This is a genomic window from Tenacibaculum caenipelagi (assembly GCF_004363005.1).
Lineage (GTDB): Bacteria > Bacteroidota > Bacteroidia > Flavobacteriales > Flavobacteriaceae > Polaribacter > Polaribacter caenipelagi.
Genome location: NZ_SNYH01000004.1, coordinates 73,977 through 99,991 on the forward strand (window position 1 = coordinate 73,977; position 26,015 = coordinate 99,991).

The 26,015-nt window shown below is 30.8% G+C and carries 23 protein-coding genes; 10 read left to right on the forward strand and 13 right to left on the reverse strand.

Features of this window, described 5'->3' with window-relative positions; all coding sequences use genetic code 11:
- Window positions 1-79: 79 nt before the first annotated feature.
- The 10 genes from DFQ07_RS09125 to DFQ07_RS09170 form a co-directional block, all read right to left on the reverse strand.
- On the reverse strand, window positions 80-1,069 hold the full coding sequence (locus tag DFQ07_RS09125) for a hypothetical protein (RefSeq protein WP_133536068.1): 990 nt from the start codon (window positions 1,067-1,069) through the stop codon (window positions 80-82).
- 249 nt (window positions 1,070-1,318) lie between these two features.
- On the reverse strand, window positions 1,319-1,921 hold the full coding sequence (locus DFQ07_RS09130) for a hypothetical protein (protein ID WP_133536070.1): 603 nt from the start codon (window positions 1,919-1,921) through the stop codon (window positions 1,319-1,321).
- Between the two features lie 16 nt (window positions 1,922-1,937).
- Complete coding sequence (locus DFQ07_RS09135; protein ID WP_133536072.1) at window positions 1,938-2,330, reverse strand: hypothetical protein; 393 nt, start codon at window positions 2,328-2,330, stop codon at window positions 1,938-1,940.
- Window positions 2,331-2,557: 227 nt separating this feature from the next.
- The gene (locus tag DFQ07_RS09140; RefSeq protein ID WP_133536074.1) at window positions 2,558-3,520 is read right to left on the reverse strand and encodes a hypothetical protein; all 963 of its coding nucleotides are present in this window, start codon (window positions 3,518-3,520) and stop codon (window positions 2,558-2,560) included.
- An 835-nt stretch (window positions 3,521-4,355) separates the two neighbouring features.
- Window positions 4,356-4,808, reverse strand: coding sequence for a hypothetical protein (locus DFQ07_RS09145; RefSeq protein WP_133536076.1), 453 nt, complete (start codon window positions 4,806-4,808; stop codon window positions 4,356-4,358).
- Between the two features lie 161 nt (window positions 4,809-4,969).
- Entirely contained in the window at window positions 4,970-5,734 is a 765-nt protein-coding gene (locus DFQ07_RS09150; protein WP_133536078.1) for a hypothetical protein, read from the reverse strand.
- A gap of 260 nt (window positions 5,735-5,994) precedes the next feature.
- Window positions 5,995-6,792 (reverse strand): TrmH family RNA methyltransferase, encoded by a 798-nt coding sequence (locus DFQ07_RS09155; RefSeq protein ID WP_133536080.1) that lies wholly within the window; start codon window positions 6,790-6,792, stop codon window positions 5,995-5,997.
- Window positions 6,793-7,137: 345 nt separating this feature from the next.
- A complete protein-coding gene (locus tag DFQ07_RS09160; protein WP_133536767.1) occupies window positions 7,138-8,430 on the reverse strand; it encodes an amidohydrolase family protein in 1,293 nt (430 codons plus the stop codon).
- Window positions 8,431-8,521: 91 nt separating this feature from the next.
- Complete coding sequence (locus tag DFQ07_RS09165; protein WP_133536082.1) at window positions 8,522-11,464, reverse strand: amidohydrolase family protein; 2,943 nt, start codon at window positions 11,462-11,464, stop codon at window positions 8,522-8,524.
- A gap of 76 nt (window positions 11,465-11,540) precedes the next feature.
- A complete protein-coding gene (locus tag DFQ07_RS09170) occupies window positions 11,541-12,590 on the reverse strand; it encodes a WD40/YVTN/BNR-like repeat-containing protein (protein ID WP_133536084.1) in 1,050 nt (349 codons plus the stop codon).
- 150 nt (window positions 12,591-12,740) lie between these two features.
- Between DFQ07_RS09170 and DFQ07_RS09175 the strand changes: the two genes are divergently transcribed.
- Window positions 12,741-13,694, forward strand: a complete 954-nt coding sequence (locus DFQ07_RS09175) for a patatin-like phospholipase family protein (RefSeq protein ID WP_133536086.1) — start codon at window positions 12,741-12,743, stop codon at window positions 13,692-13,694.
- Between the two features lie 2 nt (window positions 13,695-13,696).
- Window positions 13,697-14,590, forward strand: a complete 894-nt coding sequence (locus DFQ07_RS09180) for a DUF72 domain-containing protein (protein WP_133536088.1) — start codon at window positions 13,697-13,699, stop codon at window positions 14,588-14,590.
- A 275-nt stretch (window positions 14,591-14,865) separates the two neighbouring features.
- On the opposite strand, the gene DFQ07_RS09190 is transcribed toward DFQ07_RS09180, so the two are convergent.
- Complete coding sequence (locus DFQ07_RS09190) at window positions 14,866-16,314, reverse strand: S41 family peptidase (protein WP_133536092.1); 1,449 nt, start codon at window positions 16,312-16,314, stop codon at window positions 14,866-14,868.
- Between the two features lie 159 nt (window positions 16,315-16,473).
- On the opposite strand from DFQ07_RS09190, the gene DFQ07_RS09195 reads away from it, so the two are divergent.
- The 8 genes from DFQ07_RS09195 to DFQ07_RS09230 all read left to right on the forward strand — a co-directional run bounded on the left by DFQ07_RS09195 (window position 16,474) and on the right by DFQ07_RS09230 (window position 23,426).
- Window positions 16,474-16,983, forward strand: a complete 510-nt coding sequence (locus DFQ07_RS09195) for an RNA polymerase sigma factor (RefSeq protein WP_133536094.1) — start codon at window positions 16,474-16,476, stop codon at window positions 16,981-16,983.
- Complete coding sequence (locus DFQ07_RS09200; protein WP_133536096.1) at window positions 16,970-17,440, forward strand: hypothetical protein; 471 nt, start codon at window positions 16,970-16,972, stop codon at window positions 17,438-17,440. Before DFQ07_RS09195 ends, DFQ07_RS09200 begins: the two co-directional genes overlap by 14 nt.
- Before the next feature lie 40 nt (window positions 17,441-17,480).
- Window positions 17,481-17,996 (forward strand): DUF4252 domain-containing protein, encoded by a 516-nt coding sequence (locus DFQ07_RS09205; protein WP_133536098.1) that lies wholly within the window; start codon window positions 17,481-17,483, stop codon window positions 17,994-17,996.
- Between the two features lie 52 nt (window positions 17,997-18,048).
- On the forward strand, window positions 18,049-18,609 hold the full coding sequence (locus DFQ07_RS09210) for a DUF4252 domain-containing protein (RefSeq protein WP_133536100.1): 561 nt from the start codon (window positions 18,049-18,051) through the stop codon (window positions 18,607-18,609).
- Between the two features lie 118 nt (window positions 18,610-18,727).
- Window positions 18,728-21,175, forward strand: coding sequence for a M1 family metallopeptidase (locus tag DFQ07_RS09215; RefSeq protein ID WP_133536102.1), 2,448 nt, complete (start codon window positions 18,728-18,730; stop codon window positions 21,173-21,175).
- 84 nt (window positions 21,176-21,259) lie between these two features.
- A complete protein-coding gene (locus DFQ07_RS09220) occupies window positions 21,260-22,456 on the forward strand; it encodes a hypothetical protein (protein ID WP_133536104.1) in 1,197 nt (398 codons plus the stop codon).
- 46 nt (window positions 22,457-22,502) lie between these two features.
- On the forward strand, window positions 22,503-22,748 hold the full coding sequence (locus DFQ07_RS09225) for a hypothetical protein (protein ID WP_133536105.1): 246 nt from the start codon (window positions 22,503-22,505) through the stop codon (window positions 22,746-22,748).
- 69 nt (window positions 22,749-22,817) lie between these two features.
- A complete protein-coding gene (locus DFQ07_RS09230) occupies window positions 22,818-23,426 on the forward strand; it encodes an alpha-ketoglutarate-dependent dioxygenase AlkB family protein (RefSeq protein ID WP_133536769.1) in 609 nt (202 codons plus the stop codon).
- Between the two features lie 25 nt (window positions 23,427-23,451).
- On the opposite strand, the gene DFQ07_RS09235 is transcribed toward DFQ07_RS09230, so the two are convergent.
- Window positions 23,452-24,753, reverse strand: coding sequence for a WG repeat-containing protein (locus DFQ07_RS09235; protein ID WP_133536107.1), 1,302 nt, complete (start codon window positions 24,751-24,753; stop codon window positions 23,452-23,454).
- Window positions 24,754-24,864: 111 nt separating this feature from the next.
- Window positions 24,865-25,983 (reverse strand): ABC transporter substrate-binding protein, encoded by a 1,119-nt coding sequence (locus DFQ07_RS09240; protein WP_133536109.1) that lies wholly within the window; start codon window positions 25,981-25,983, stop codon window positions 24,865-24,867.
- Window positions 25,984-26,015 lie beyond the last annotated feature (32 nt).

Genomic DNA, 26,015 nt, shown 5'->3' on the forward strand with positions numbered 1-26,015 from the left:
ACCAAACTGAAAACCCGAGAGAATTTTCAGAAGTAGGCGAGAACAAGCAATTAATTATAGCCATTGTTGTAAAACATTTTTATTGTTCTTTAATCAGTGAACATTCTTTATTGTCCTTAATTATTATTTTATCACCACCTAAATAATTTAAAGAGCCCATTATTTCCCCTTGAGAATATTTTAAGGTTATTGGGTCTGCAAATGAATAGGAAATATAATTGTAGTTGTCTTTAAATAATCCATCTTTACTTTTTGGGTAGCTTTTAAAGAGTTCCGTATTATAATTCGGTTCCATAGCTTTGATTAACGCTTTTTCCGCATCAAGAAAAATCGTTTCTTGTTTTGGAAAGTTTTCTCCCATTAGTGTTGCAGTCATTTCTTTAACGTCAGTATCATATCCAAATGCTCTAAATTCAAGATTGTCTTGAAATTCATAACATAACAAAACTATTTCGTGAGCAGGTAAATCTTTGTACGTGATAGGGTTTTCGATAGAAAGTATATCTTGAAATGTATTATGACCTGTTAACCTTTTTAGAATACTTTGTTTAGTCGCTTTTCCTACATAGTGTACATTGTAATTTAGAAAAGATTTATAATCTCCTTCTATTTCACAGTCGATTTGTTTTTTCCACCAATTTTGTAATAGTTTTTCAGGTGAAAACCAAAGCAAAAATTCTCTGCATTCTGGTAATTGTTTAGCTAAAGAGAATCCGTGTAAATTTCCAAGAGGAAACTGTTCTTGAATGTTTTGTCTGTCTAAAAAATTAAAAGCAAGGGCTATTGTGTCTTCTGGTTTACTATCTACACATTCTTGTATTAAGGGTAATTTTCCTTTTAGAATATTAGGATTTCCTTTTTGATGAATCTCAAAGTGTAAAGCATAATTAAAAGAGTCAGGAACAACATTTTCAAACGTTATAATTGGTCTTTGTCCGATTACATATAAACTTGCTTTTTCCATTGCCGATTCTATCAAAGGGTCATTTTTGACAATAGCAAATTCGTAACCCGTTAAAGGCGCATATGCTAATTTAAGTCTATTTAGTATGCTTTTTCTTATATCCACTCAATTTTTTCGGCTTTTGGAAATATTCTACAACTCATTATAAAAAAACTAAAACTACTTTTATTCAGAGTATTAATGGTAATAAGCGGAAGTTTTTTAGCAATTTTATTTTTCTTATTCAATGCTAGCTAAGATAAAACAAAATAAAAAACCACACAAAAAATGTACAGTTTAAAAGAAATGTTTTAGGTATGATAGGTAAGTCTTGAACCCACAGTAATTGCATTTATACATTGTTGTAAAACATTTTTATTTTAGAGTTTTTGGAGGTGGAGGTACTATTTCCAATCTTTTATTCAATTGTAAATTTAATTGTAGGGAGTCCGTTGATGTAGTCTTAATTTCATTAAAAGTAGAGCATATTTTAATAATTAAATTTTCCAAATTATGAAGATCAGTTGTGATAGAAACAATTAATTTTTTAGGTGAGTCAGAAAGACTATCATTCCTGCCAAAATTTTCCAAATCTCTTTTAAGTACAATTTTTAAACTATCTATGGGATATTTAGAGTTTTTTAGGATGCTATCTGAACTTATGCTCAAAATGTTTTTAAATTTGATAATAGGAGGGTAGTCTTGACCAAAAAATGTTGAAGCTAGAATATTATAGGTTGCTTTTTCATCTTCAAGCTTTAGAAATGTTTGTTTGGAACTGTATTTCAAATTTTCAACGCTATCTATTAAAGCATTATAATTTTCAAATGTTTTTATATCTACGAGTTTGTATTTGTCTTTTTCAATAAACTCTTCTTTATTTGGGTAATAAAATTCTACATGATTAATTTTTCTCACATTTTTTTTACAAGATGAGAAAATTAAGATGAAAAGTAGAATTTTTATAGTTGTTTTCAATTTTTTAGTACCTAAGTTATTTTCTTTTCAAAATTAATTCATTGATTCCTATTCCAATAGTTAGTACAATTAGACTTGAAACCCACAACTTATAACCTAATTCAAGGGATTTTATTCGGGAAGTACCCCCAGATTCACTTGTCATTACTGTTTCCATTAAAGAAAATGATATTCCTAGAATACTTGCAGTTAAACTAAAATATAATCCTTTGATTTTTCCCTTTAAAGTTAGTATTATAGAAAAGATGTAAATAGGATTTGCACACCAAATTAAGAAAGGTAAAAAAGCACCTCCCAAAGGAAAAGTCCAACCAAAAAAAAATAAAAGCCAACTTTCAGACCAAGAATTTGGGTTGTCTCCTACAATGTAAAATGCTGGATAAAATAAAGAAGAAATTAATAAAGTCAAACTCAATATTATGGTCAGCTTTAGAATTATAGATTTTTTTTAAAAAATCACTTTTTAATTTTTTATTTACTTAATAAATATTTGGTTTGCATTATTATTTACAACGGTTTAGGCTTTGAGTAGTTGCGTGGATTAGCACTTAACTTTGCAAGTATACATCAAACTGAAAATCCGCGAGGATTTTCAGAAGTAGGCGAGAAAAAGCAATTACTTATAGCCATTTTTAGCTATAGCTTTATTTCGATTGTTTTAGAAGCTAAATCGATTGGATTAGATTTTAAATAAATATACAAGCTATCAATAATGCCATTAGTTTCATAAATCAATATTTGATAATTTTCATAAACGTCCTGTTTAGATAAGTTTTTTATGAATGAATTTATAGATTCATCTGTTAAATTATCTTTTGTTGCAAAATCATAAACTTTTTTTGGAATTTTTGATTTAGATTGACTTGAATGCGTTTCATTTTTAACGTTTGTAGAAGTTATTTCAATATTATCTACTATTTTTGGAAGTATAAAATACGCTTTATTTTTGTCTATTCTTAGAAGCTTTATATTTTTAATATCTCCTAAATTAAATTCAATATCTGTATCATTTTTTTGAAAAGCTTTATAGTTAATCTTTGAATATTCTTTAAGTGTAATTTTAATACCTCCATTTAAGTTGGAGTATTCTTTTATAATTGGAAAAGTTGTATGTATTTGCCCACTATTAAACTCTAATTTTTTTGATTCATTATTTTTAATACTTTTATTTTTATTGATGAAATAAGCTGAATTATTTGCTTCATCAAGGATTTTAATTTCTGATACTTGTACAAACGTATTGGATAAAGCCCCATTGCTTTTGTATATTTCTTTGATAGATTCAAAATTTTTAAGCTTCGAGAAAAAATCTAATTTCCATTCACCAGTGTAATCTTTTTTTACTTTGAACCTTTTATTATCAATTATTTTTTTTACAATGTCTTGTATTTCTGAATCTTGTAATTTTTTAACTTCCCAAGGTTTTTGAAAGACCCCAGAAGTATTCTCATCTAATTGTTTTTCAGGCTTAGGTTGTTGTAAACCTTTAATAATATATGGAAGAAACTTCTTAAAATTATCTAAGTCGTTGTTTTGTCCTATTATAACATTTGAAAAACTCACTAATAATAATAGTGATACTAATTTAATTTTCATCATTTTTATTAAATCTAACTTATTTATATAACATTTTTACTACACTTATACAGTCAAAAAAGGGAGGCATAAGTGTATTATTGTTCTTTTATTTATGTTGCTAAGCTTTCTTGTTTAGGAAATAAAAAAGGAAGTTTTTTAGCAATTTTTATTCTCTTTATTAAACGTTAGCCAAGATAAAACAAAATAAAAAACCGCACAAAAATGTACGGTTAAAATGATGTTTTTTAATATTGAAAGATAAGTTATGAACCCCTCAGCAATTGTGTATACCTTGTTATATATAGTTGTTTTTTAACTGTTGTTTTTCAATTCTTTAATTCTCAGTATTCTATTTGTTATAATTCCAACGTAACAGGTTAAAATTATAATGAGAGATAAAATTATTTGCCAAGACTTTGATTTAGGAGAATCAAATAATAATTTAAATTGTGGGATTTGAATTATAGTCAGAATTATTATGAGAGTTGAGAATATTAGTAATGATTTCAGATTCCGAGCTGTTGATGTTGGTTTATATCCAATTAATATTTCTTTTGCGTAGAATATAAGCAGCCCAATTGTCAAAATATTTGGTATAAGTAAATTCCAAGAATTGTATTGATTGGTTTCAAAATTTCCGAAAGTCAAATAAATAAAAGACAACCAACTAAAAATATAGATTGTGAACAAAGTTAATCCAACCCATAATAGTTTAAATAATATTTCTAGTTTGTTATTTTCCATTTAGTCTAATTGCATATAACGTTTTTGTGTGCGAGGACTTTCCGAAAGGAAAGTCAGAAGTAATGAACTATAGCCGGTGTTACAAGCTGGCTTTTTTCGGTTCCTCATTTTTTCAGTCAGTCAGTTTAATGTTCATTTTATTTTGGGATATATTCTTTATTATATAAAAAATCAAAAACATTGATGAAATCAGAAACGGTGTACTTGTCCAAAATGCAATTTCGTAAAGAGAGTCATAATTCCAATTTCCAGAAGATAATAAGTAAACTGAAATCCATAAAAGTATTAGTCCAAATAATCCAGTTAGATTTTTTGTCCGAGTATTTTTGAGAAACAAGCTTATTATTAAAATGAGTTTACCTAAAATTGAAGATATTATCACCAAAGATAATCTATCTTCAAATCCGCCATTAAAATCAAATTCAATTCCGTTTTTCAGCATTTCAGGAATTTGAATAATTCCGATAACATCAAAGATTCCCATAATTCCAATTCCGTGTCCAGCTCCAATAACTATAAAACAGTGAATTAGTAAAGTGTAAATCTTTAATTTTTTTATATTCATAAAGTTGTGTTCAGCTTGTGCCTAACGTATTTGTGTATGATTTTTTGCGGGAAAAGACGCGAGTCGTTTTCCGTTTTAGCGGAAAGATAATTAATAAGATTGAATTTCCGCTGAGGAAATTCAGCCGCAATTAATTATACACCTTGTTGTGCAACGTATTTTTATTCTACATAGTGATTGTCAGATCCGAAAAAATAATCACTTGTTTGTACATTGTTAAACTCCGTAATTTCTCCATTATTTGCATTTATTTTAAAATGATATTTTACTTCTGGAAAGCAACTCGGTCCAAATATACTTCCTTCCCGAATTAATGTACTCGTTGACCAAACAAACGATTCAATTCTTTTATCAAACCACAAATCAATATTCAGTTTTTTATATGGGATCTTTCGACGAATTAATTCTGAGTGAACAGAATCTATTGGTATCAATTTGTCTGCAAATTCAGCTTTTGGAAAATCAACATCCTTAATTGGTTTTCCATTTGTATCGAGCATTAAATTTATTCCGACTTTGTCAATTCCTATTTCTGGTAATTTTAATTCATAAATGATTGAGTAAACAGGAAAATTAATAATTGAGTCGCAATCTGATTTTTCTTTGTTTTGCCCCAAAATTGCTAAAATTTCACTCTCACTTTTTGTTCTTTCTATTTCAATTGGTTTGTCTGAAAGAGCATAGCCAAACTTAAATTCCAGTTTTTGAAAGTTGTTTATTCCTAATCTATTTTTTAGATAAGAGGTAAATTGATTCTGTATATCAATTGGAATTTTATTTAAGTTATCAAACTCGACAGAATAACAACTGTTTACATATTTATAACTTTCAGTTTTAGTAGCAAATTGAGGATATTTTTCACGAGAATATTTATTGCATGATACAAGTGATATAATTATTAATAAACTTAATATTTTCCCTTTCATTTATTTTTAATGTACTGTTGCGTTATGTTGCACAACTTGTTTATATAGATGTAAAATACATCGTTATACAACCAAAAAGGAGTTATAAGAGTACTTTACTGTTCTTTTATTTTATTGCTAAGCTTACTTATTTTGGAAAAAAAGGAATTCTATAGCAATTTTTATTCTTTTTTGTTAAGCGTTAGCCAAGATAAAACAAAATAAAAAATCGTACAAAAATGTACGGTTAAAAAGATGTTTTTCAATATTGATAAGTAAGTTTACTGTACAAAATTACGTTGACGTTTCGCCTCAAAAGTTAAGATGGCTGCGGCAACCGATACATTCATAGAATCTATTTCTCCTTGCATTGGGATGTTGATATTCTGAGTAGCTTGGTCTCTCCAAATTTGTGTTAATCCTGTAGCTTCGGTACCGACTACCAAAGCAGTGGCTTTCGTATAGTCGTTTTTATGGTATTCGTTTGAGTTTTGTAGGGTAGCACTGTAAATATTAATGTTATGCTCCTGTAAGTACGCTATAATGTCTTCAGAAGTGCCTGTAGCTATCTGATTGGTAAATACACAACCCACACTAGAACGTATGATATTAGGGTTGAATAAATCCGTTTTAGGGTTGGCAATAAAAACAGCATCTACCTTAGCAGCATCGGCAGTACGTAACATAGCACCAATGTTTCCTGGTTTTTCAATACTTTCCATAACCAATACGAGTGGAGTAGTGGTGTTGAATTCAATAGCGTCTAAATCAAAGTTTTTAGCTTTCACTACAGCAATAATACCCTCGGTAGTATCACGATAGGCTAGTTTTTGATATACCTCTTTTGTTATTTCTATACAGTTAGCAGTTTGACTTTTTATTTCTTCTAAGTTTTCCTCAAAAGATAATTCAGTTACAAATAATACGGTATCAATTTCATAGCCACCTTTAAGTACCAGAGAGATTTCGCGTTGTCCTTCAACTAAAAAAAGGCCTTTTTTCTTACGTTCGCGTGATTTTTCTTGAAGCTTTAAAAGCTCTTTTATATAGGCGTTTTGTGTACTGCTAATGTGTTTCATCCCTGCAAAAGTACGAATATAGACTTAATCAATTACCTAGAGAGGAACTTATGAGGTATAGAAAAGAAATGATTTAAAAACAAGTGTCAGTAAATTAAATCTTTGGCTATCGCTCTGCGATAAAAAAGCTCGGTTGCCCGAGCTTTTTGAGAAAAAATGGTTGTTACTTCTAACATAAGTGCAATAGGAGAAGAAACCTGAATGAGATTTCTCGCTATAGCTCGAAATGACTAGATGAATCGTTATGGAGATTCCTTCGTCATACTTCCTCGGAATGAGGGTAAAAATAGTTGTCATAGTGAGGAGTGATAATGATGTGGATATCTCTTTGTTTAGAATAACATTCTATTGATTTTTATATTTATCTGAATAACGTTTCCATAATTTTGTTTGATGTGATTCTAAGCTAATTTTTCTTCCTTGAATAAAAGCAGCTGTTAAAATATTAGTACGCATATCTAAAGCATCACCTTCAGAAATGAATAGGGTAGCATCTTTACCAACTTCAAGGGTTCCTATTTTGTCATTAACGCCTAAAATTTTAGCATTGTTTTGGGTAATTAATTGTAAGGCTTTTTCTTTACCCAATCCGTAAGCAGCATAAGTTCCTGCATAAAAAGGTAAGTTACGTGTACTCATACGTTCCATATCTCCTTCCATACCTAAACCTACTAAAATACCTGCATCGGTTAATATCTTAGCCGCTCTAAATGGTCTGTCATAATCAGCATCTTCACCATTAGGTAAACGGTGTGCACGTTCTAAAATAACAGGTACATTGTTCGCTTTTAATAAGTCAGCAACTTTTTCAGCCTCTTGTCCACGAACAATAACGATATTTTTAACCCCTAACTCTTTACAAATATTTACAGCATCAGTAATTCCTTTTTCTCCTGATACGTGTACAAACATTCTTTGCGAACCGTTTAAAACGCCTTGTAAAGCTTCGTATGGTAAGTTTTTAGGTGTTTTGTTACCTGCTAAGTAGCTTTTTGCGTTGGCAAAAAATTCTTTAAGCTTATCAATGCTTTTTTGATAGTTTTTGTTAGGCTTTAATCCTGGATCTTCACCCATCCACCAACGACCTCTTGAAAAAACTTGAGGCCAGTTCATGTGAATACCATCATCAGTTTTAATAGCAGCATCTTCCCAGTTCCAAGCATCTAATTGTACCACTGAAGAGGTTCCTGAAATAACACCACCACGTGGAGCAATTTGTGCCATCAATACTCCATTAGGACGCATGGTTTCTACTACTTTACTTTCTGCATTATAGGCAATAATACTACGAATATGTGGTAGCATAGAACCTACTTCATCAAAGTCTCTCGTTGCACGAACAGCATCAATTTCAGCTAAACCTAAAGAGGTGTTTGCTGCAATGAATCCTGGGTATACGTGTTTTCCTTTGGCATTAATAACAGTTCCCATACGGGCAATTCTCATGTTAGCACTTCCTACGAACTTAATTTTACCGTCAGAAAACATGATTAAGGAGTTTTCAATTACTTCTCCGTTTCCTAAATGTGCTGTAGCACCTTCAATACTGTAAGCTTCAGTTTGCTTGGGTGCTGGTGTTTGTTGCGCTATTATGTTTCCTATAAATAAGAAGCATAATATGTTATATATATGTTTAATTTTCACGTTTTAAATTTTTGTTACTATTAGTTTATACTTGTAGTTTGTTAAAACAAACAGTAGTTAATCTTACTAAATTCCTATGTGAGGATTATTCTGTATCACAGTGAAATAATTTCTGAGTTTTCTTTTTAGGAGCTTGTGTTTTACCTCCTTTAATCTTCTCTTGTAGCATCATGTTAATTAACTTAGCACGTTCTGCTTTAATAGCTTTACGCTTTTCTAAGTCTTTTTCAATATCAAAATAAATAGCTCCGTCAATAATTGTTTTTTCTGCTTTAGAATATACTGAAAGTGGATTTCCGCTCCAAACTACAACATCAGCATCTTTACCTACTTTAATACTTCCTGTACGATCGTTTAAGTGTAATAATTTCGCAGGATTAATAGTTACGGTAGCCCATGCTTCTTGCTCGCTTAATCCACCATATTTTATCAATTTAGCGGCTTCTTGATTTAATCTACGAGACATTTCAGCATCATCAGAATTGATAGCAACGGTTACTCCTTGATTGTGCATAATCGCTGCATTGTATGGAATAGCGTCGTTAACCTCATATTTATAAGCCCACCAATCAGAGAAAGTAGAACCACCAACTCCGTGTTTTTTCATTTTATCAGCTACTTTATATCCTTCTAAAATGTGGGTAAACGTGTTGATGTTAAAGTTGAATTGTTCTGCCACTTTCATCAACATATTAATTTCTGATTGCACGTATGAGTGACACGAAATAAAACGTTCTTTATTGATGATTTCAGCTAAGGTTTCTAATTCAATATCTTTACGATATGGTTGTCCGCTTTTCTTTTGAGCGTCATATTCTTTAGCTCTTTGGAAGTAATCGATATACACTTGTTCAACTCCCATACGTGTTTGAGGAAAACGAACCGTATTTAAATCGCCCCAGTTAGATTGTTTTACATTTTCACCCAAGGCAAACTTGATAAACTTAGGTGAATTGTTGTATAACATCCCATCAGTATTTTCACCCCATTTTAATTTGATGATTGCCGAACGTCCTCCAATAGGATTAGCTGATCCGTGTAAGATTTGAATAGAGGTAACACCTCCTGCAATATTTCTGTAAATATTAATATCATCGGGATTTACGACATCTTCAATAGTTACTTCAGCGGAAGAGTTATGACCTGATTCATTAACAGCAGAAGTAGCAATATGTGAGTGTTCATCAATAATACCAGCGGTTACATATTTTTCAGTTCCGTCAATAATTTTTGCTCCTCTACTAGATAAGTTTGTGCCAATTTGTGCAATTTTTCCATCTTTAATCAATATATCGGTATTGTTTAATACTTCATTGTTTTCTGAAGTCCAAACAGTAGCATTTTTAATTAAAATGATTTCTTTTTGAGGTTTTGTAGCATTACCATACCCAACATTTGGGAAGGAAACAGCGACAACTTCTGGAGCTTTATTTTCTTTTTTCTTGTCTTTCTTTTTATCCTCAATTTTAGATGTGTAGGTAGCTGTCCATTGACTTTCATTTCCATTATTGTCAATTACAGTACCTATAAGCTGTTTGTTGTTTAATTGACCAGTCAAGCGAATGAAATTATCACCATCTTTTAAAGTGATATTAACCCAATTATCAGCAAAAGAAAATTTTGATTTGATTTTTTCTTCTCCTTTTTTTATTTCTGCAGTTTGTTTAGCACCTTCACCAGTAATTGCCATCGTATAGGTTAAACCATTAATATTAAAGGTGTAATTACCTGTAATATCTTTGATATTCATTGAGTTAATGGTGTTTTTATCACCCTGTACCCAGTTTTCATATAAAGTTGTTTTTTCGTCAAAAATATCACCAGAGGTAATTAAAAAATTCGCGTAGCTACCCGTTTTTAAATTTCCAATTTTGTCATTCTTTAAAATACTCGCGGGTACAGAAGTCAATGCCTCTAAAGCGGTAGTTTTATCCAATCCGTAGATGATTGCTTTTTGAAGATTCGTTGTAAAGTCTTTTACATTTTTTAATTTATAAGTGGTTAACGAAAAAGGAATCTTGTTTTTAGCTAAAATAGCGGGGTTAGAAGGTTCTTGATTCCAAGCACGCATGTCACTCAATGAAATTTTATTAGCCAAAAACGGATTCGATACATCGTAAGCCTTTTTAAAATTAACAGGAAGAATATACGTAGCGTTAGTAGCCTTAATATCATTCACTCTTTCATATTCATTACCTCCACCTACAATAGTATACTGAATACCAAACTCATCTCCAATTTTATCAGCACGCAAGTCGTCTAAATAATTACCAGCATTAAATATTTGAGATAAGTTTTTATTACTATTCAGCGCTTCCAGAGCTAAATCAGTATTTTTTACATTTCCGTTGGCATACCAATCGGCATCTAAATAAGTTTGACGTAAGAGAGCCATAGTACCCATACGTGAAGTAGGGTAGCTTTGACGTGATTTTACACTTTTTGAAAACGATAAGTAGTTTCCTGATTTTTTAGCTAGAATTCGGTATGCATCAGAACTATTAGGGTTTAGAGTAACTAAAATTCCGTTTCCTTGCATAATTCCATCTTCTAAATGGGTATTTACAACACCGAAGCCTGAAGCTAACAATTCTTTTGCTTTTTTTGTATCGAACTTAAATTCTGAAAAAGCGTCTACATCAGGGCGAATATGATCGTTCCAATAATACCCTTTTCTACTTGCATCGTATTGAGGTTTTTGTCCAGGACTGTTTTCTTTTTTAGGTTTCTCAATACCAAAGGTTGAATAGGCATCTACAAAAGAAGGGTAAATAGATTTACCATCAAGATTGATGATTTGTGCTTCTTTAGGAATAGAAACTGATTTACCCACAGCAACTACTTTTCCGTCTTTGATTAACAAAGTTCCTTTTTTTACTACTTGTTTAGGGGTTACATAAATGGTAGCATTGGTAAATGCATACACTTTATTTTTTGATGATTTTACTCCTGTGTTGGTAGGAAAGTACTCTTGTGCAAAAGAACTACTTATACTCAAAGATAAGAGTAATATTAAAATTTGTTTCATTGAAAATTGAGTTGATTAGTTGATAAAAATATACAGTTGTATCTGAAAGCTAGTTCTTTTAACAAAAGATTAAGAATTAATTAAGAATTAACTTTCCAATTTTTTCTGGACCCGATAACCAAGCAATATTATTATCAACAAACTGAATAGCATAGTAACTATCCTTGCTAACTTCTTTCCAAGTATAACCTCCATCATTTGAAAAAGAAACACCTGTTTTACCTACAGCAATTACCTCTTTCCCGTCAGTATTAGGAATGTATTGTACACAACTTTTATAATTAGGATTTTCATTATTAGCAACAAGTTCCCATGTTTGTCCGCCATCCGTGGTAATTGCTTTATTAGCAGAGTTGTCTTCTGGTTTAGAGTAGTTACCACCGATAGCAATTCCGTGATTTTCATCATAAAAATCGATGGAATAAATTCCTTGAGGACCATCTCCTTGAACGATTGGTGTGTCGAAAATCTCCCAAGTATTTCCAAAATCGGTAGATTTTAAAATTCTAGCTTTTGTTCCTCCAGAACCTATCCAAACTGTATTATTTACAATGGCAATGTTAGTATTGCTAGCAGCAAAAAAAGCTTCACCCTCTTCAAAAATGGGTAATTGTGAACAAGGAAGTTTTTTCCAAGTATTTCCTCCATTAGAAGTAAGAATAACTGACGGACAATCTTCTGTAGGGTCTCCAACGGCTATCCCATGTTTTCCATCAGGAAAAAATTTCATACAGTCGTAAAATACTTTTTCATGTTCTTCAGTATAAACTAGTTGATATTCATTTTGAGTCCCTTTGTATAAAAGTGCGGGGTTAGCTACTGATAAAACAAAAATGTGTTCATCGTTTTTAGCAATACTCCTAAAGTGTGGAATGATAGAGTCATTGTAACGTAATTGTTGTGTTTTCCAAGTTTTACCACTATCCTCAGTAGTAGTAATATCTCCTTTAGAACCAGCATATATTAGTTTATTGCTACTAATGGCAAGTATGGCTCTAATACTAGTACTATCTCTTTTGAATTCAGTAATATTAACAGCGTTAATAGTTCTAGGCGTGTGTTTTTTTTCTGTTTTACAAGAGATGATAATAATAGAGATAAAAAAAAGGACAGATAATCGTTTCATGTGTTTGTTTTGGTAGTTTTAGTTGCTGTGTATAGCCTTGATATTTAAAATAATCATAGAAGATTCAATAGAAAGATTACTTTAAGTATGTCGGTTTTATTTTTTTGATATTTTTACAGAACTAAAAATAGACAAATCAAACATAAATCTATGAAAAAAGCCCTAGTAATTTCTGGAGGAGGAAGTAAAGGATCATTTGCAGGAGGAGTTGCCGAGTATTTAATGAAGTATAAAGAGAAAGAATATGATATGTTTTTAGGGACTTCAACAGGTAGCTTAATGGTTTCGCATTTAGCATTAGGAATGATTGATGAATTAAAAGAGTTGTATACATCAGTTGATCAAAAAGCTATTTTTAGTAACAGCCCATTTAGAGTAAAATCGGTACATGGAGAAAAAGTAGTTTCTATACGCCACCGAAATACATTTTGGAATTTTTTGAATGGACGTAAAACTTTTGGAGAGAGTAAAAACTTACGTAAGCTCATAACTAGGAGTATTACCCAAGAAATGTATGATGAAATTAGAAAAATAAATAAAGAAGTAGTTGTTACGGTTTCTAATTTAACAGCCAATCAAATAGAGTATAAATCGATATTGGAATGTGAATATGAAGATTTTTGTGACTGGATTTGGGGTTCTTGTAATTATGTGCCTTTTATGAGTTTGTTAGAAAAAGATTATTGTCAGTACGCAGATGGTGGCTTTGGAAGTTTAGTGCCTATTCGTGAAGCAATTCTTAGAGGAGCCACAGAGGTTGATGCAATTATATTAGCGACAGAAGTAACTCAAATGAATCGATTGCCGGCAAAAAACCCATTTTCATTAATGATGGATACTTTTGATTTTATGCTTGAAAATGTAGAACGTCATAACATCACTATAGGAAAGCTCTCTGCAAAACAGAATGATGTGAAATTGAATTTATATTATACACCAACCATATTAACTACCAATTCGTTAGTTTTTGAAAAAGAAAAGATGAAAAAATGGTGGAAGTCGGGCTATAATTACGCTAAAAAGCTCCATGATGATAGAATGACTGAGTTTAGACCAGAAATGATAGATAATCAGGAAATAGAAGAAGGAATAGAAAATAATTAAGTATGAAGTTCGGAAAGGTTGAACATCCTGAATTAATAGATTTTACATTACCAAAAATACATCCTAAAACAATAGAGGTATTAAGTTCTTTTGAAAAAAGTGAAAAACCAAATGTTTTTGTAGGGTGTGCAAAATGGAACAAAGCAGATTTAAAAGGATTTTACCCACGAGGTACTAAAGATGAATTAGAGTACTATTCGAAACAATTTAATTCTATCGAATTAAACGCTACTTTTTACCGTCAATTTCCAGCGGAACAGTTTGCGAAATGGAAGGCAAAAACTCCTAAAGGATTTAAATTTTTCCCGAAGCTAGGGCAGGAGATAAGTCACTGGAAGCGTTTGGAAGGTGTTCAAGATGCAGTGAATATCTATTTAGATAACGCATCGAATTTAGAAGAAAAATTAGGAACTATTTTTTTACAAATGCATTCTAATTTTGGACCTAAAAACTTTGATAGACTACAAAACTTTGCTGTAAGTTGGCCAAAAGGAATTCCATTAGCTATAGAGGTTCGTCATCCTGATTGGTTTCAAGATACAGTTGTTTTTGATGAGTTTACACAGCTATTAGAAGAAAATAATATCGCGAATGTATTGGTTGATACAGCTGGGAGGAGAGATATGGTGCATATGAGACTGACCAATAATGAGGCTTTTGTACGTTATGTAGGAGCAAATCACCCGACAGATTATACGCGTTTAGATGATTGGATAGTCCGATTAAAAGAGTGGAATGATTTAGGATTACAGAATATTAACTTTTTTATCCATCAAAACTTAGAGGTAGAGTCGCCATTATTAGCTGAGTATTTTATAAAAAAGCTAAACAAAGAACTAGGAATTAATCTGAAAATTCCTAATGAAGAAAATAATCAACAAATGAGTTTGTTATAAAATACAATTATATAATGCTTGAAATAGTTTTACAGTTTTTTAGAGAGATTTTGATGGAGATTCCTGGTGCTTTTATTAGGTGGATTTTTCTTTCTAAACATAAAACATTAAAAGAAATTATTTCAGAAGGAAGTCCATATAATTACTTGTTTAGTTATATGTTTATTAGCTTTTTGGTTTTCATAATTGTTGTTTTTAAATAAAGCTTTTTTGAAAAAGAGGTATAAAAAAATCCAGCTAAATAAGCTGGATTTTATTTTATATAGTTTTGACTTCTATTTCAATTCCACATACATATTGTTATAATCAGGGCGCATCATATCTGAATTCCATGACGGAGAAAATTGAATTCCTTTTTTCATTGTAGGAATTCCTTTAGCTCCTGTTGTAATATATTGAATAGTTCTTTCTAATAAAGGCTCTGTAGGATCTCCTAAAATACCTAAGTTACCAGGATCTTCCTCCATAATTACTTCAGGAATGAATCCTTCTGGAGCATTTTCCCCATTTTTATTTTGAATTTCTAAAACAATCGGTTGCATTGCCCAAGTATGGCTTTTTAAATTTGAACCATTTCGAGTATAATCATCTGAATCGTACAATGTGATAGATCCAACATGTTTGCCATAAGTTTGAATTCCTACTAGCTTTACATCAATATAAGCTTTTAATGCATTGATAACTAATTCAGATGCAGATGCTGTTCCGTCAGAAACAATGAAATACACAGTATTAAGGTTTAAACTATTAATAACTTCGTTTAAAACGACATTGCCTTGTGAGTTTTTATTTAAAATTTGATCAGTAAAGTTATTAATAAGTAAATCAGGGTTTGTTACCTCCATCACTTTGTGGTTCCATATTTGTTTGGCAAACAATTCACCTGTATACTGCCCAGTAATCATACTACCTAAATAAGCAGCCGTTTGTACAGAACCACCACCATTGTAACGTAAATCTATAATTAAATCGGTAATTCCAGCAGTTTTAAAATTTGCAAACTCTGCGTTTAGATCTCCATCAAAATCACTAGAGAACTGATTGTATAGTAAATACCCAATGGTATGACTACCATCTGTAATTACATTACTTACTTTAACAGGGTTTTCAGTTACTTGTGATTTGGTTACAGTAATAGTTGTTCCATTGCTAACAGGGTTCCCTCCATTATAATCAGCCAAATGAATAGTAAGCGTATTATTAGCAAATAAATCGTTTACATTCGCTCTGGTTAACGTTGTACCGTTAACTTCTGTGATAATCATACCACGAGTAACTCCTTGTGTATTGGCATCAGAGCCATTAACAACATCATACACGTATACATAATAACCTCCTGATCCGTTTGCGTAATCAGCACCTTCTAATTTCATACCACTAGTTAATCGTATTCCAGCAAAAGCCTGCTCAAGGGCAATGTAATCATCTACAATCCAAGAATAAGTTCTATCAGGATCTTTTGGATATTCGTTAGGCATGTATAATAAATTGTAAAAGAGATTTGCTGGATTATCATATCCTGATAAATAACTATACACTTCATTATCATTACTAAAACGACTATCAGCCAAATCAGGCACTAAATCTTGCCATAAGTAGTATGCATTGAGTCCTTTCCAAACAAAGTTTTGAACTTCAATATTTTTAGGAGCATTGTCTTTTTCACTACAAGAAATAATTAGTATTGAAAATAAGGCGATAAGGGATAACTTTAATAATTTCATAAGGAATGTGTTAACTGTAATACCAACGCAATTTAATCAATAATATTATTTTTTTTATTATTGGTGTAACAAACTTGAAACTGTATCGTCGTAGATATGTAAACCTGATAGATAAGAAGGATTAATCTAAAAGAGTTTACAGAATTAATCAACCAAACAATGAACCAATCAGACTTTTTAAAAGTTGTATTACCATTTAAAGACAAAGTCTTTCGTTTAGCGAAAAGATTGTTGGTTTCTACAGAAGAAGCTGAAGACGCTACGCAAGAACTGTATTTTAAATTGTGGAGAAATCGAGAAAAACTGTCTAACTATAAGAATGTAGAGGCATTTGCGATGACCATGACCAAAAATTATTGTTATGACCGATTAAAATCGAAGCAGGCAAGTAATTTAACATTGGTTCATAGCAATTATAAAGAAAAAGATACGTCGCTAGAAAAGAAAGTAGAACATAACGACAGTGTAAACCAAGTACATCAGCTTATTGAAAAATTACCAGAACAGCAAAAAATAATCATTCAGCTACGAGATATAGAGCAATATGATTTTGATGAAATATGTAAAATGGTAGACATGAAGCCTACCGCTGTTAGAGTAGCGTTATCAAGAGCAAGAAAAACAATAAGAGAAGAACTCATAAAAAAACATAATTATGGAGTTAGCTAACATAGAAAAATTATTAGATAAATACCTAGACGCAGAAACAACTTTGCAAGAGGAGCAAGTACTACAAGAGTATTTTACATCAAACGATGTGGCACCGCATTTGCAAGAGTATAGTATGATGTTTGGTTATTTTAAACAAAGTAAAGACGAAACCTTTACCAAAACCATTCAGTTAAAACCTGAGAGAACTAAGAAGAACTGGAAATGGTTATCGGTAGCAGCGTCAGTAGTCTTACTATTTAGTGTATTCATGGGTAATGAAGAGTACAAAAAGTATCAACAACGTAAACAGTTTGCGCAAATTAAAGAAGCGTTGCAACTAGTTTCAGTCAATCTAAACAAAGGAAACGATGCATTATATGCAGTTTCAAACAACCTAAAAAAAGGGAGTGATGCTATTGAACACTTAGAAACTTATGAAGAAACAGTAAATAAAGTTATAAACACAGTAAATTAATTAAGAAAGTAAAACCAAGTACTTATAAACCAAGAAAATCATGAAAAAATTAATAGTATTATTCGCATTTATATTTGCATCTAATTTAAGTTTCGGACAATCGATTTTTGATAAATTAGAAGACCTTGATGAAGTTTCATCAGTTGTTGTAAACAAAGATGCTTTTGAAATTTTATCAAAGTTCAAAGTAGAATCTGAAGATAATGAAGCGATGGAAGTTTTTAAAATGATCCAAGACTTAAAAGAACTAAAAGTATTCTCTACAGAAAATGCAGCTGTGGCTGCTCAAATGGAAGGAATGGTAAAGTCAGCTGTAAGTAAAAGCAACTTGATAGAGTTAATGCGAGTAAAAGACAAAGATTCTCGTGTGAAAATTTATATAAAGTCTACTAAAAATAAGGATTTTGTAAGCGAAGTGTTGATGTTTGTAAAGGACAAAGACTCTAAAAATGGAACACCAGAATCTGTAATTGTTTCTTTAACAGGGAATATTGACATTAATAAAATGTCAAAATTAGCAGAAACTTTTTCTAAAGACGGAAAGAAAACCAAATAAATTTATAAAGCAGGGTTAATTTTAACTCTGCTTTTAATTAAAACTAATCACAATGAAAAAATTACTTATATATTCATTACTACTTGTAGCTTTTGTAACTGTTTCATGTAAAACAGAATCATTGCAAAGTTATTTGGTAGAAAGCCAAGATAAAGAAGGCTTTATCACTTTTGATGTTCCTGCTAGTGTATTACAATTAAGTATGGAGAAAGCATCAGAAGAAGATAAAAAAGCATACGAGAGTATTAAAAAGATAAATATAACAGGGGTTCCATATAAGAACTTAGACGAAGCTAGTTATGAAGCTGAAAAAGAAAAGTTAAAATCAATCTTTAAAAAATCAAACTATAAAGAGTTGATGAAATTTAAGAAAGATGGAGCGCATGCAGCTATCTATTATTCAGGAGAAGCTGATGCTATTGATGAAATTGTCGCTTTTGGTTATGGTAAAGAAATGGGAGTGGGAGTTGCGCGTGTTTTAGGAGAAAATATGAATCCAGGTAAGATTTTAGAAATGATGCAAAAAGCTAAGATGAATGCTGATAATTTAGATTTAAAGCAATTCAAAATGATTTTTGATGAAAAGCATCGTTCGTCAGAAGTAACCGAATAAGCTAGTTTTTATTAAAAATATAGAAAAGCCATCATTTTTGATGGCTTTTTTCTTTTTAACGGCTCATTAACAAGCCTCCCAACAGAATTTCCTATTTTTGAGCTTTAAACAAAAAAATATGAAGTTTCAAAAACTCTTTGTTGTAGTCGTTACATTTTTTACATTAACACTATTCTCGCAATCTGATAAAGTTTACAGAGCTGAAAAAGATAAAATCCATAATTTAATTCATACCAAATTAAAAGTAGGTTTTAACTTTCAAGAAAAAGAGTTGAATGGAGAAGAGTGGGTAACACTAAAACCTCATTTTTACGAAACGGATAAAGTTACTTTAGATGCCAAAGCAATGGTAATTCACAAAGTAACAATGAACAATCAACCGTTGGATTATAATTATGATGAGTACGAGTTAATTATCGATTTACCTCGTAAATATAAACGAAACGAAGAGTTTACTTTATATATAAAATATACTGCACGTCCTGAGAAGGTAAAACAAAAAGGAAGTGCAGCGATTACTTCCGCAAAAGGATTGTATTTTATCAATCCAACAGGACTTGATAAGAATAAACCAATTCAAGTTTGGACACAAGGAGAAACCGAAGCAAGTAGTTGTTGGTTCCCAACGATAGATGCACCTAACCAAAAAACATCACAAGAAATTTATATAACCGTTCCGCAAAAGTATGTTACACTTTCTAACGGAAAATTAGAAAAGCAAACAATTAATACAGACGGAACACGTACCGACTATTGGAACTTTACTCAAAAGCATGCTCCGTATTTGTTTTTTATGGGAGTAGGAGAGTATGAAATTATTAAAGACAAGTATAATAATATTCCTGTGGATTATTATGTAGAGAAAGAATATGCTCCATATGCAAAAGACATTTTTGGAAATACGCCTGAAATGTTGGCTTTCTTTTCTAAAATTACAGGAATAGAGTATCCTTGGAATAAGTATGCACAAATTGTTGGGCGTGATTATGTAAGTGGCGCTATGGAAAATACCACAGCGGTAATTCATGGAGAAAGAGCTTATCAAACACCTGGGCAGTTAATTGATGAAAATGTACAAGAAAATACCATTGCACATGAGGCTTTTCACCATTGGTTTGGCGATTTAGTAACTGCTGAGAGTTGGAGTAACTTAACCGTAAATGAAAGTTTTGCGAATTATAGTGAGTATTTATGGTTAGAACATAAATATGGAAAAGATGAGGCAGATGCACACATGTTTGAAGATGTTGAAGGGTATAAGCAAGGGCAAAATTATGACAAACACTTAGTTCGTTTTTATTATAACGATAAAGAAGATATGTTCGATGCGGTGAGTTATAATAAAGGAGGAGCTATTTTACACATGCTTCGTAACTATTTAGGAGATGAAGCTTTTTATGCTGGATTAAACACGTATTTAACCGATAATAAATACGGAACAGGAGAGGCACATCAATTACGTTTGGCTTTTGAAAAAGTGAGCGGTAAAGATTTAAACTGGTTTTTTAATCAATGGTATTTTAATAATGGACATCCGAAGTTATCAATTTCTTATGATTATAATAAGTTAAGAAAAACGGTAACTGTTAATATTATCCAATCTCAAATCAATGAATTTAAATTCCCTTTTGCGATTGATGTTTTTGAAGGAAGCAAACGTACACGTCATACAGTATTTGTAGAAGGTAGAGATGCGTCATTTACTTTTCCTTTTACCAAACAACCAGATTTAATTCAAGTAAATGCTGATGGTGTTTTATTATGTGACATAACTGAGAATAAAGTATTGAGTGATTATATTCATCAATTGAAATATGCAGAGAACTATGTACACAAGAGAGAAGCATTATTAGAAATAGCAAAACATCAAGATGATAAAAATGCTTTTAATGCCGTTGCAGATGCTATGGATGATGATTTTTACAAAATCAGAATATTGGCTTTAGAAAATATTAATCTCATCAATAAATATTCTAAAAAGAGTGTGATTGATAAAATTATGCGAATAGCTAACAATGATTCAAAAACATTAGTGCAAGCAGCAGCTATTGAGACTTTAGGAAAGTTGACAGATCCAGCTTTAAAACCAGTTTTTGAAAAAGGATTAGAAAGTAAGTCGTATTCGGTTTTAGGAAAATCGTTGGTAGGAATGTATTATATCGATAAACAGTTAGCTATTCAAAAATCGAAAACATTACCATTAGAAGTGAAAAAGATTGTCGCGACACCACTAACTCGTATCTATTTAGAAGAAAATGACGACGAAGAGTTAAGTTTTATAGCGAGCAATGTAATGGCAGGAATGTTTTTAAGTCCGAATAAGAAAATTCAGTCTTTATATAAAGAAGCCTTTGATAAAATAGGAAAAAGTAACAATACAGAAGCAATTAAAAACTTATCAGATGATATTGTTGCTAAAGGAATTCAGTACAAACAATATAATTTTGATAAGGTAGGGATAAACCTATTACGTCAAATGGTTCAAATGCAAAAAACAAGTAACCCCTCAAATAAAGAAAACAATTTAAAGGCTATACAAATAGCTATGGCAAAATTGCTTGAATAAATAGTATAAAATCATAAAGTTTAAGTTAAAAAGAATACTTAGTTTTGGCACAATAATTGAATTTTCTTGCGAAACTTAAACTTTATGAGAAAAACTACTTTACTACTTATCTTTTCAATACTAGTTTTAGCTTCTTGTAGTAGTGTAAAAACTACAGAGAAAGCGATTAATTCTGGAAATTATGAAAAGGCGATCTCACTATCTATAGAAAACTTAGCAAAAAACAAAGCAAAGGAGAAGAATCAGCCTTATGTGATTATGCTTCAAGAAGCTTTTGCAAAAGCGACTGATAGAGACTTAGCACGAATATCATTTTTAGAAAAAGAGCAAAATCCAGCAAATTTTGAAGCTGTATACAATCTGTATCGACAATTACACAACAGACAAGAAAGAATAAAACCTTTATTACCATTGCGAATTTTCTCTTCAGGAAGAGAAGCTAAATTTAAATTGGTAAATTATGAGAACAACATCATTGAAGCAAAAGAAAATTATGCGAATTATTTGTACGAAAATGGAGTTGCTTTACTAAACGACGGTGACCGAGATAAAATTAATTACAGAAGAGCTTTTGATGAGTTAAGACACTTAGATAATATCAGTCCTAATTATAAAGACACAAGAGAGTTGTTAGATGAAGCCCATGCAAGAGGAACAGACTTTGTGCATTTATCGGTAAGAAATAGAACAAATCAAATAATTCCGAGAAGATTAGAAAGAGATTTATTAGCAATTGATACCTATGGATTGAACGATTTATGGACCGTGTATCACTCAAAAAAAGATAGAAATATTCGTTATGATTTTGATTTGGAATTAGATTTTAGAGAAATTGAAGTTTCTCCAGAACAAGTTCGCGAAAAAGAAATTATTAAAGAGAAGAGAATAAAAGACGGATTCAAATATTTGTTAGATGATAATGGAAACTATGTAAAAGATAGTTTAGGAAACAAGATAAAAGTAGACAAGTATAGGACAATACGTTGTAAATTTTATCAGTTCACACAATTTAAAAGTAGTCGAGTTACTGGAGTTGTAAAATATATTGATAATAGAACCAAACAACTATTACAAAAGTTTCCAATTGAAAGTGAGTTTGTTTTTGAACATGTATATGCCGATTATGATGGAGACAAAAGAGCATTAGATAATTCACTTTTAGGTTTATTGAACGAACGATTAATAGGCTTTCCTTCTAGCGAACAAATGGTATACGATACAGGTACCGATTTAAAGCAAAAGCTTAAACATATTATTACTAAAAATAAGTTTAGAAATTAGTTACTTTTTGTATATTTGGGCGATTAACCCCCAAAATTTCATTAATATGACGGAAATCAAAACATTAATTTTTAGCTTAAGTTTTATTTTAGCTCCTTTGTTAACAAATCAACCTATTTCAAAAGGTAAAGATTCAAAGGGTAAAGAACCAAAGGTTACTATTTGTCACGTACCTCCAGGAAATCCAAGTAATGTTCATTCAATTACTATTAGTAAAAATGCTGTAGAAGCGCATTTAGCTCATGGAGATTTTTTTGGTAATTGTGGTGGTGGTACAGAGCAACAGTATTAATATAATAATGTAGTTCATATTAGATCAAAATCTCCTGTTAAAAGCAGGAGATTTTTTAGTTATATAATGATGGATTTATTCTCACAATTTGATGAAACTCCTAAAAATTTACTTCCGAAAGATGGAACCGTAAACTACTACGGAATTGTTCTTTCTCAGAAGGAAGCGGACGCTTATTATGAAGCTTTATTAAATTCTATAGAGTGGCGTAATGATGAAGCTATCATTTTTGGAAAACGGATGGTAACCAAACGAAAAGTAGCTTGGTATGCCGACCAACCATTTGAATATTCCTATTCCAACATTACGAAAACAGCCTTACCGTTTACCAAAGAATTGTTAGCTTTAAAAGAATTAGTAGAAAAGGAAACCAACGAAACGTATAACTCTTGCTTATTGAACTTATACCATGATGGTTCTGAAGGAATGGCGTGGCATAGCGATGGAGAAAAAGACCTAAAAAAGAACGGAGCCATTGCTTCGTTAACTTTAGGAGCAGAACGTAAATTCGGATTTAAACATAAACAAACCAAAGAAGTTGTTTCATTAGTACTACAACACGGTTCGTTATTGGTAATGAAAGACGAAACCCAAACCCATTGGCTACACCGGTTACCACCCACAAAAAAAGTTCACCGACCACGGGTGAACTTAACTTTTAGAACGATAGTGAGATAATTTTCGTTAACGTTTTTGAGTATAATTAATATTCTTCGATTTCGCTTAAGCCTGTATCATTCTCTTTTAAATTAAAACTTTTATTCTTTTTATTAATCAGAAGTAAATTTTTAGAATTATCAACAATTGATATACCGTTTTTAAAGTTCTTAGCAGATTTATAAATTGGTTTGATAATAATTTCTCCTTTTTTATTTATAAAACCACAGTTCTTGACACTGTAATATTGGTCAGAATAGCACTTTTGGCAATATTCACAGTACCTTGCTAAACCTTCATAAAAAGGATTTACATGCCCAGAAAACTTAAAATCAATAATAGTTTCATTATTTTTATTAATAAAGCCCCATTTTCTATCTTTATTAACAGGAGCTAAACCTTCAGAAAAGTAACTAGCTTTATCATAAATAATAGGAATTACAATTTTTCCTTTTTTATCTATAAACCCATATTTATTATTGTTGGATACTAAAGCTACTCCTTCTGTAAATGCACCAATTTTATCATAAGTTGGTTGCAATATCGTTTTTAATTGATTATCCAATAATCCATATTTACCATCTTTTTCAGTGTAAAAAAAACTTTCTTCTGAATCTAAAAAGGTAAAACTTGATTCTGTAACATCAGTAAATGTAAATGGACTATATAAATGTATGTCATTATAAATGGGGTCAATTATAATTTCTCCTTTTTTATTTATAATTCCTTTTTTTCTATCTTTTATTATTACAGCAAAATCATTAATAAATTGATTAGCAAAATCAAAATTAGCTTTAATTACCTCTTTTCCTTTTTTATCTAAATACCCATATTTATTATCGGAATTTTTGAAAGCAAATAAATCGGAGTTAAAATAGTTTATTATTGATTTGTATTTAAAATCAGTTATTTTGTCGCCTTTTGATGATATCATTCCATAATTTCCATTTTTTTGGATGATTAATATTTTTCCTTTATGTGTTACTATTATTTCGTTATATTTAGGATTAATTATTTTTTGTCCTTTTAAATCGATTAGTCCAAATTTATTATTCTCTTTAAATTTGAATAAAGTTGCTACAGAAGAAAATTCTAGGTATTCATAATTATTGCTTAAGATTTCGTTTCCATTAATATCTAAAATTCCATATTTACCCTTAAGTTTAGAAATTAAATATGGATGTTCTTCATGAATTTTTAATTTTTGAAAGATTGGTTTTATAACTACTTTGAACTGATTATTTACAGCTCCGAATGTACTTTCTTTCTCAAATATATATAATTCATTTTTGTTTTGAGCAGAAGAGTAAATTGTAAATATTAAAAAAAGGATAAGGATTTTATTCATAATTTTATTTTTTGTGAAATTACACTCAATAATTAATGTATTTGTTGTTTTAATGATATATATTCATCGATAGTGAAACTAGTGATTGGAAGATTAAGTCCTCAAAAAAGTTTATTCTAACTTTTCAAAAAACGTCAATTCGTAATTAGGTAATAACTCTGGGTGGGTTATTTTAATAATATCTTTTAATACTAAATCTGGTCGGGTAGGAGCTAATTCATAATACAAAGTACCTCCAGTTTTCCCTTTCTTTATGGCAGGAGAGTATATTTTATCATTTTTAAAAGCAGTAAACTCTGCGTAATGCGGGTTGCTTTCTAGTAGTTGTTCTTTAGAAGTAAAATGGCCAGGAGCAATCCAAAAATCGGCGTTTTTTCCGGTATCTAAAATACTTTCAAAGCTTAATGATAAACTTCCTTTTCCTTTAGAATCTTTCCATAAATAGTCTAGGTTAGCATCTTTTAAATATTGAGCAACAAAGCTTTCGCCTGCTGGTAAATTCCAGACATCTTTACTCATAATTGCACCAGAAAGAATGGTAGGTTTGGTTGTTGCTTCTTGAGCTATTTTAACAGCTTCTAAATAGTTGTTTTTAATAACCTTAAAAAGACTGTCAGCCTTTTGGTTTTCATGATAAAGGGCTCCAAATAATTTGACCCATTCAGCTCTACCTAAAGGAGTTTCTTCTAACCAATCACCATTTATAATTACAGGAATTCCTGCTTGTTCTACAGTTGTAAGAGTTTTGTTTGTTTTTCCCATAGAAAACCCAATAACTACGTCAGGGTTTAAGTCCAGTAAAACTTCGGTGTTTAACGATTGTTCTTTTCCGAGTTCTTTTACCAATCCGCTATCAATCAAAGCACGAGTTTTTTCAGAAGAAACATAACTGGTATGAGGAAATCCAACCAATGTTTTTTCTTTCCCTAATAGCTCAAGTACTGGAATATGAGTTGTTGATGTTACTACAATTTTCTCTATAGGAGTTTTAATGTCATTCGCACCAGAACCTAAAGTATATGTAAAAGTTTCTTTAGAGTTTGGATAAGGTGTTTTAACAATAATTTGTGTGTTGTTTTCTTTTTGAATTAAATCAAACCCAGTAGCATATTCAATTGTACTCGAATGGATTTGACTTTTTTTAGGACTCTCTTTTGTTTCTGTCTTACAAGATGTTACTGTTAAAAAGATAAGAAAAAGTGAAAGCACCCTAAATAGAGAAGTATACATAGTTGTTAATTTTATCAGCAAGAATACAAAAC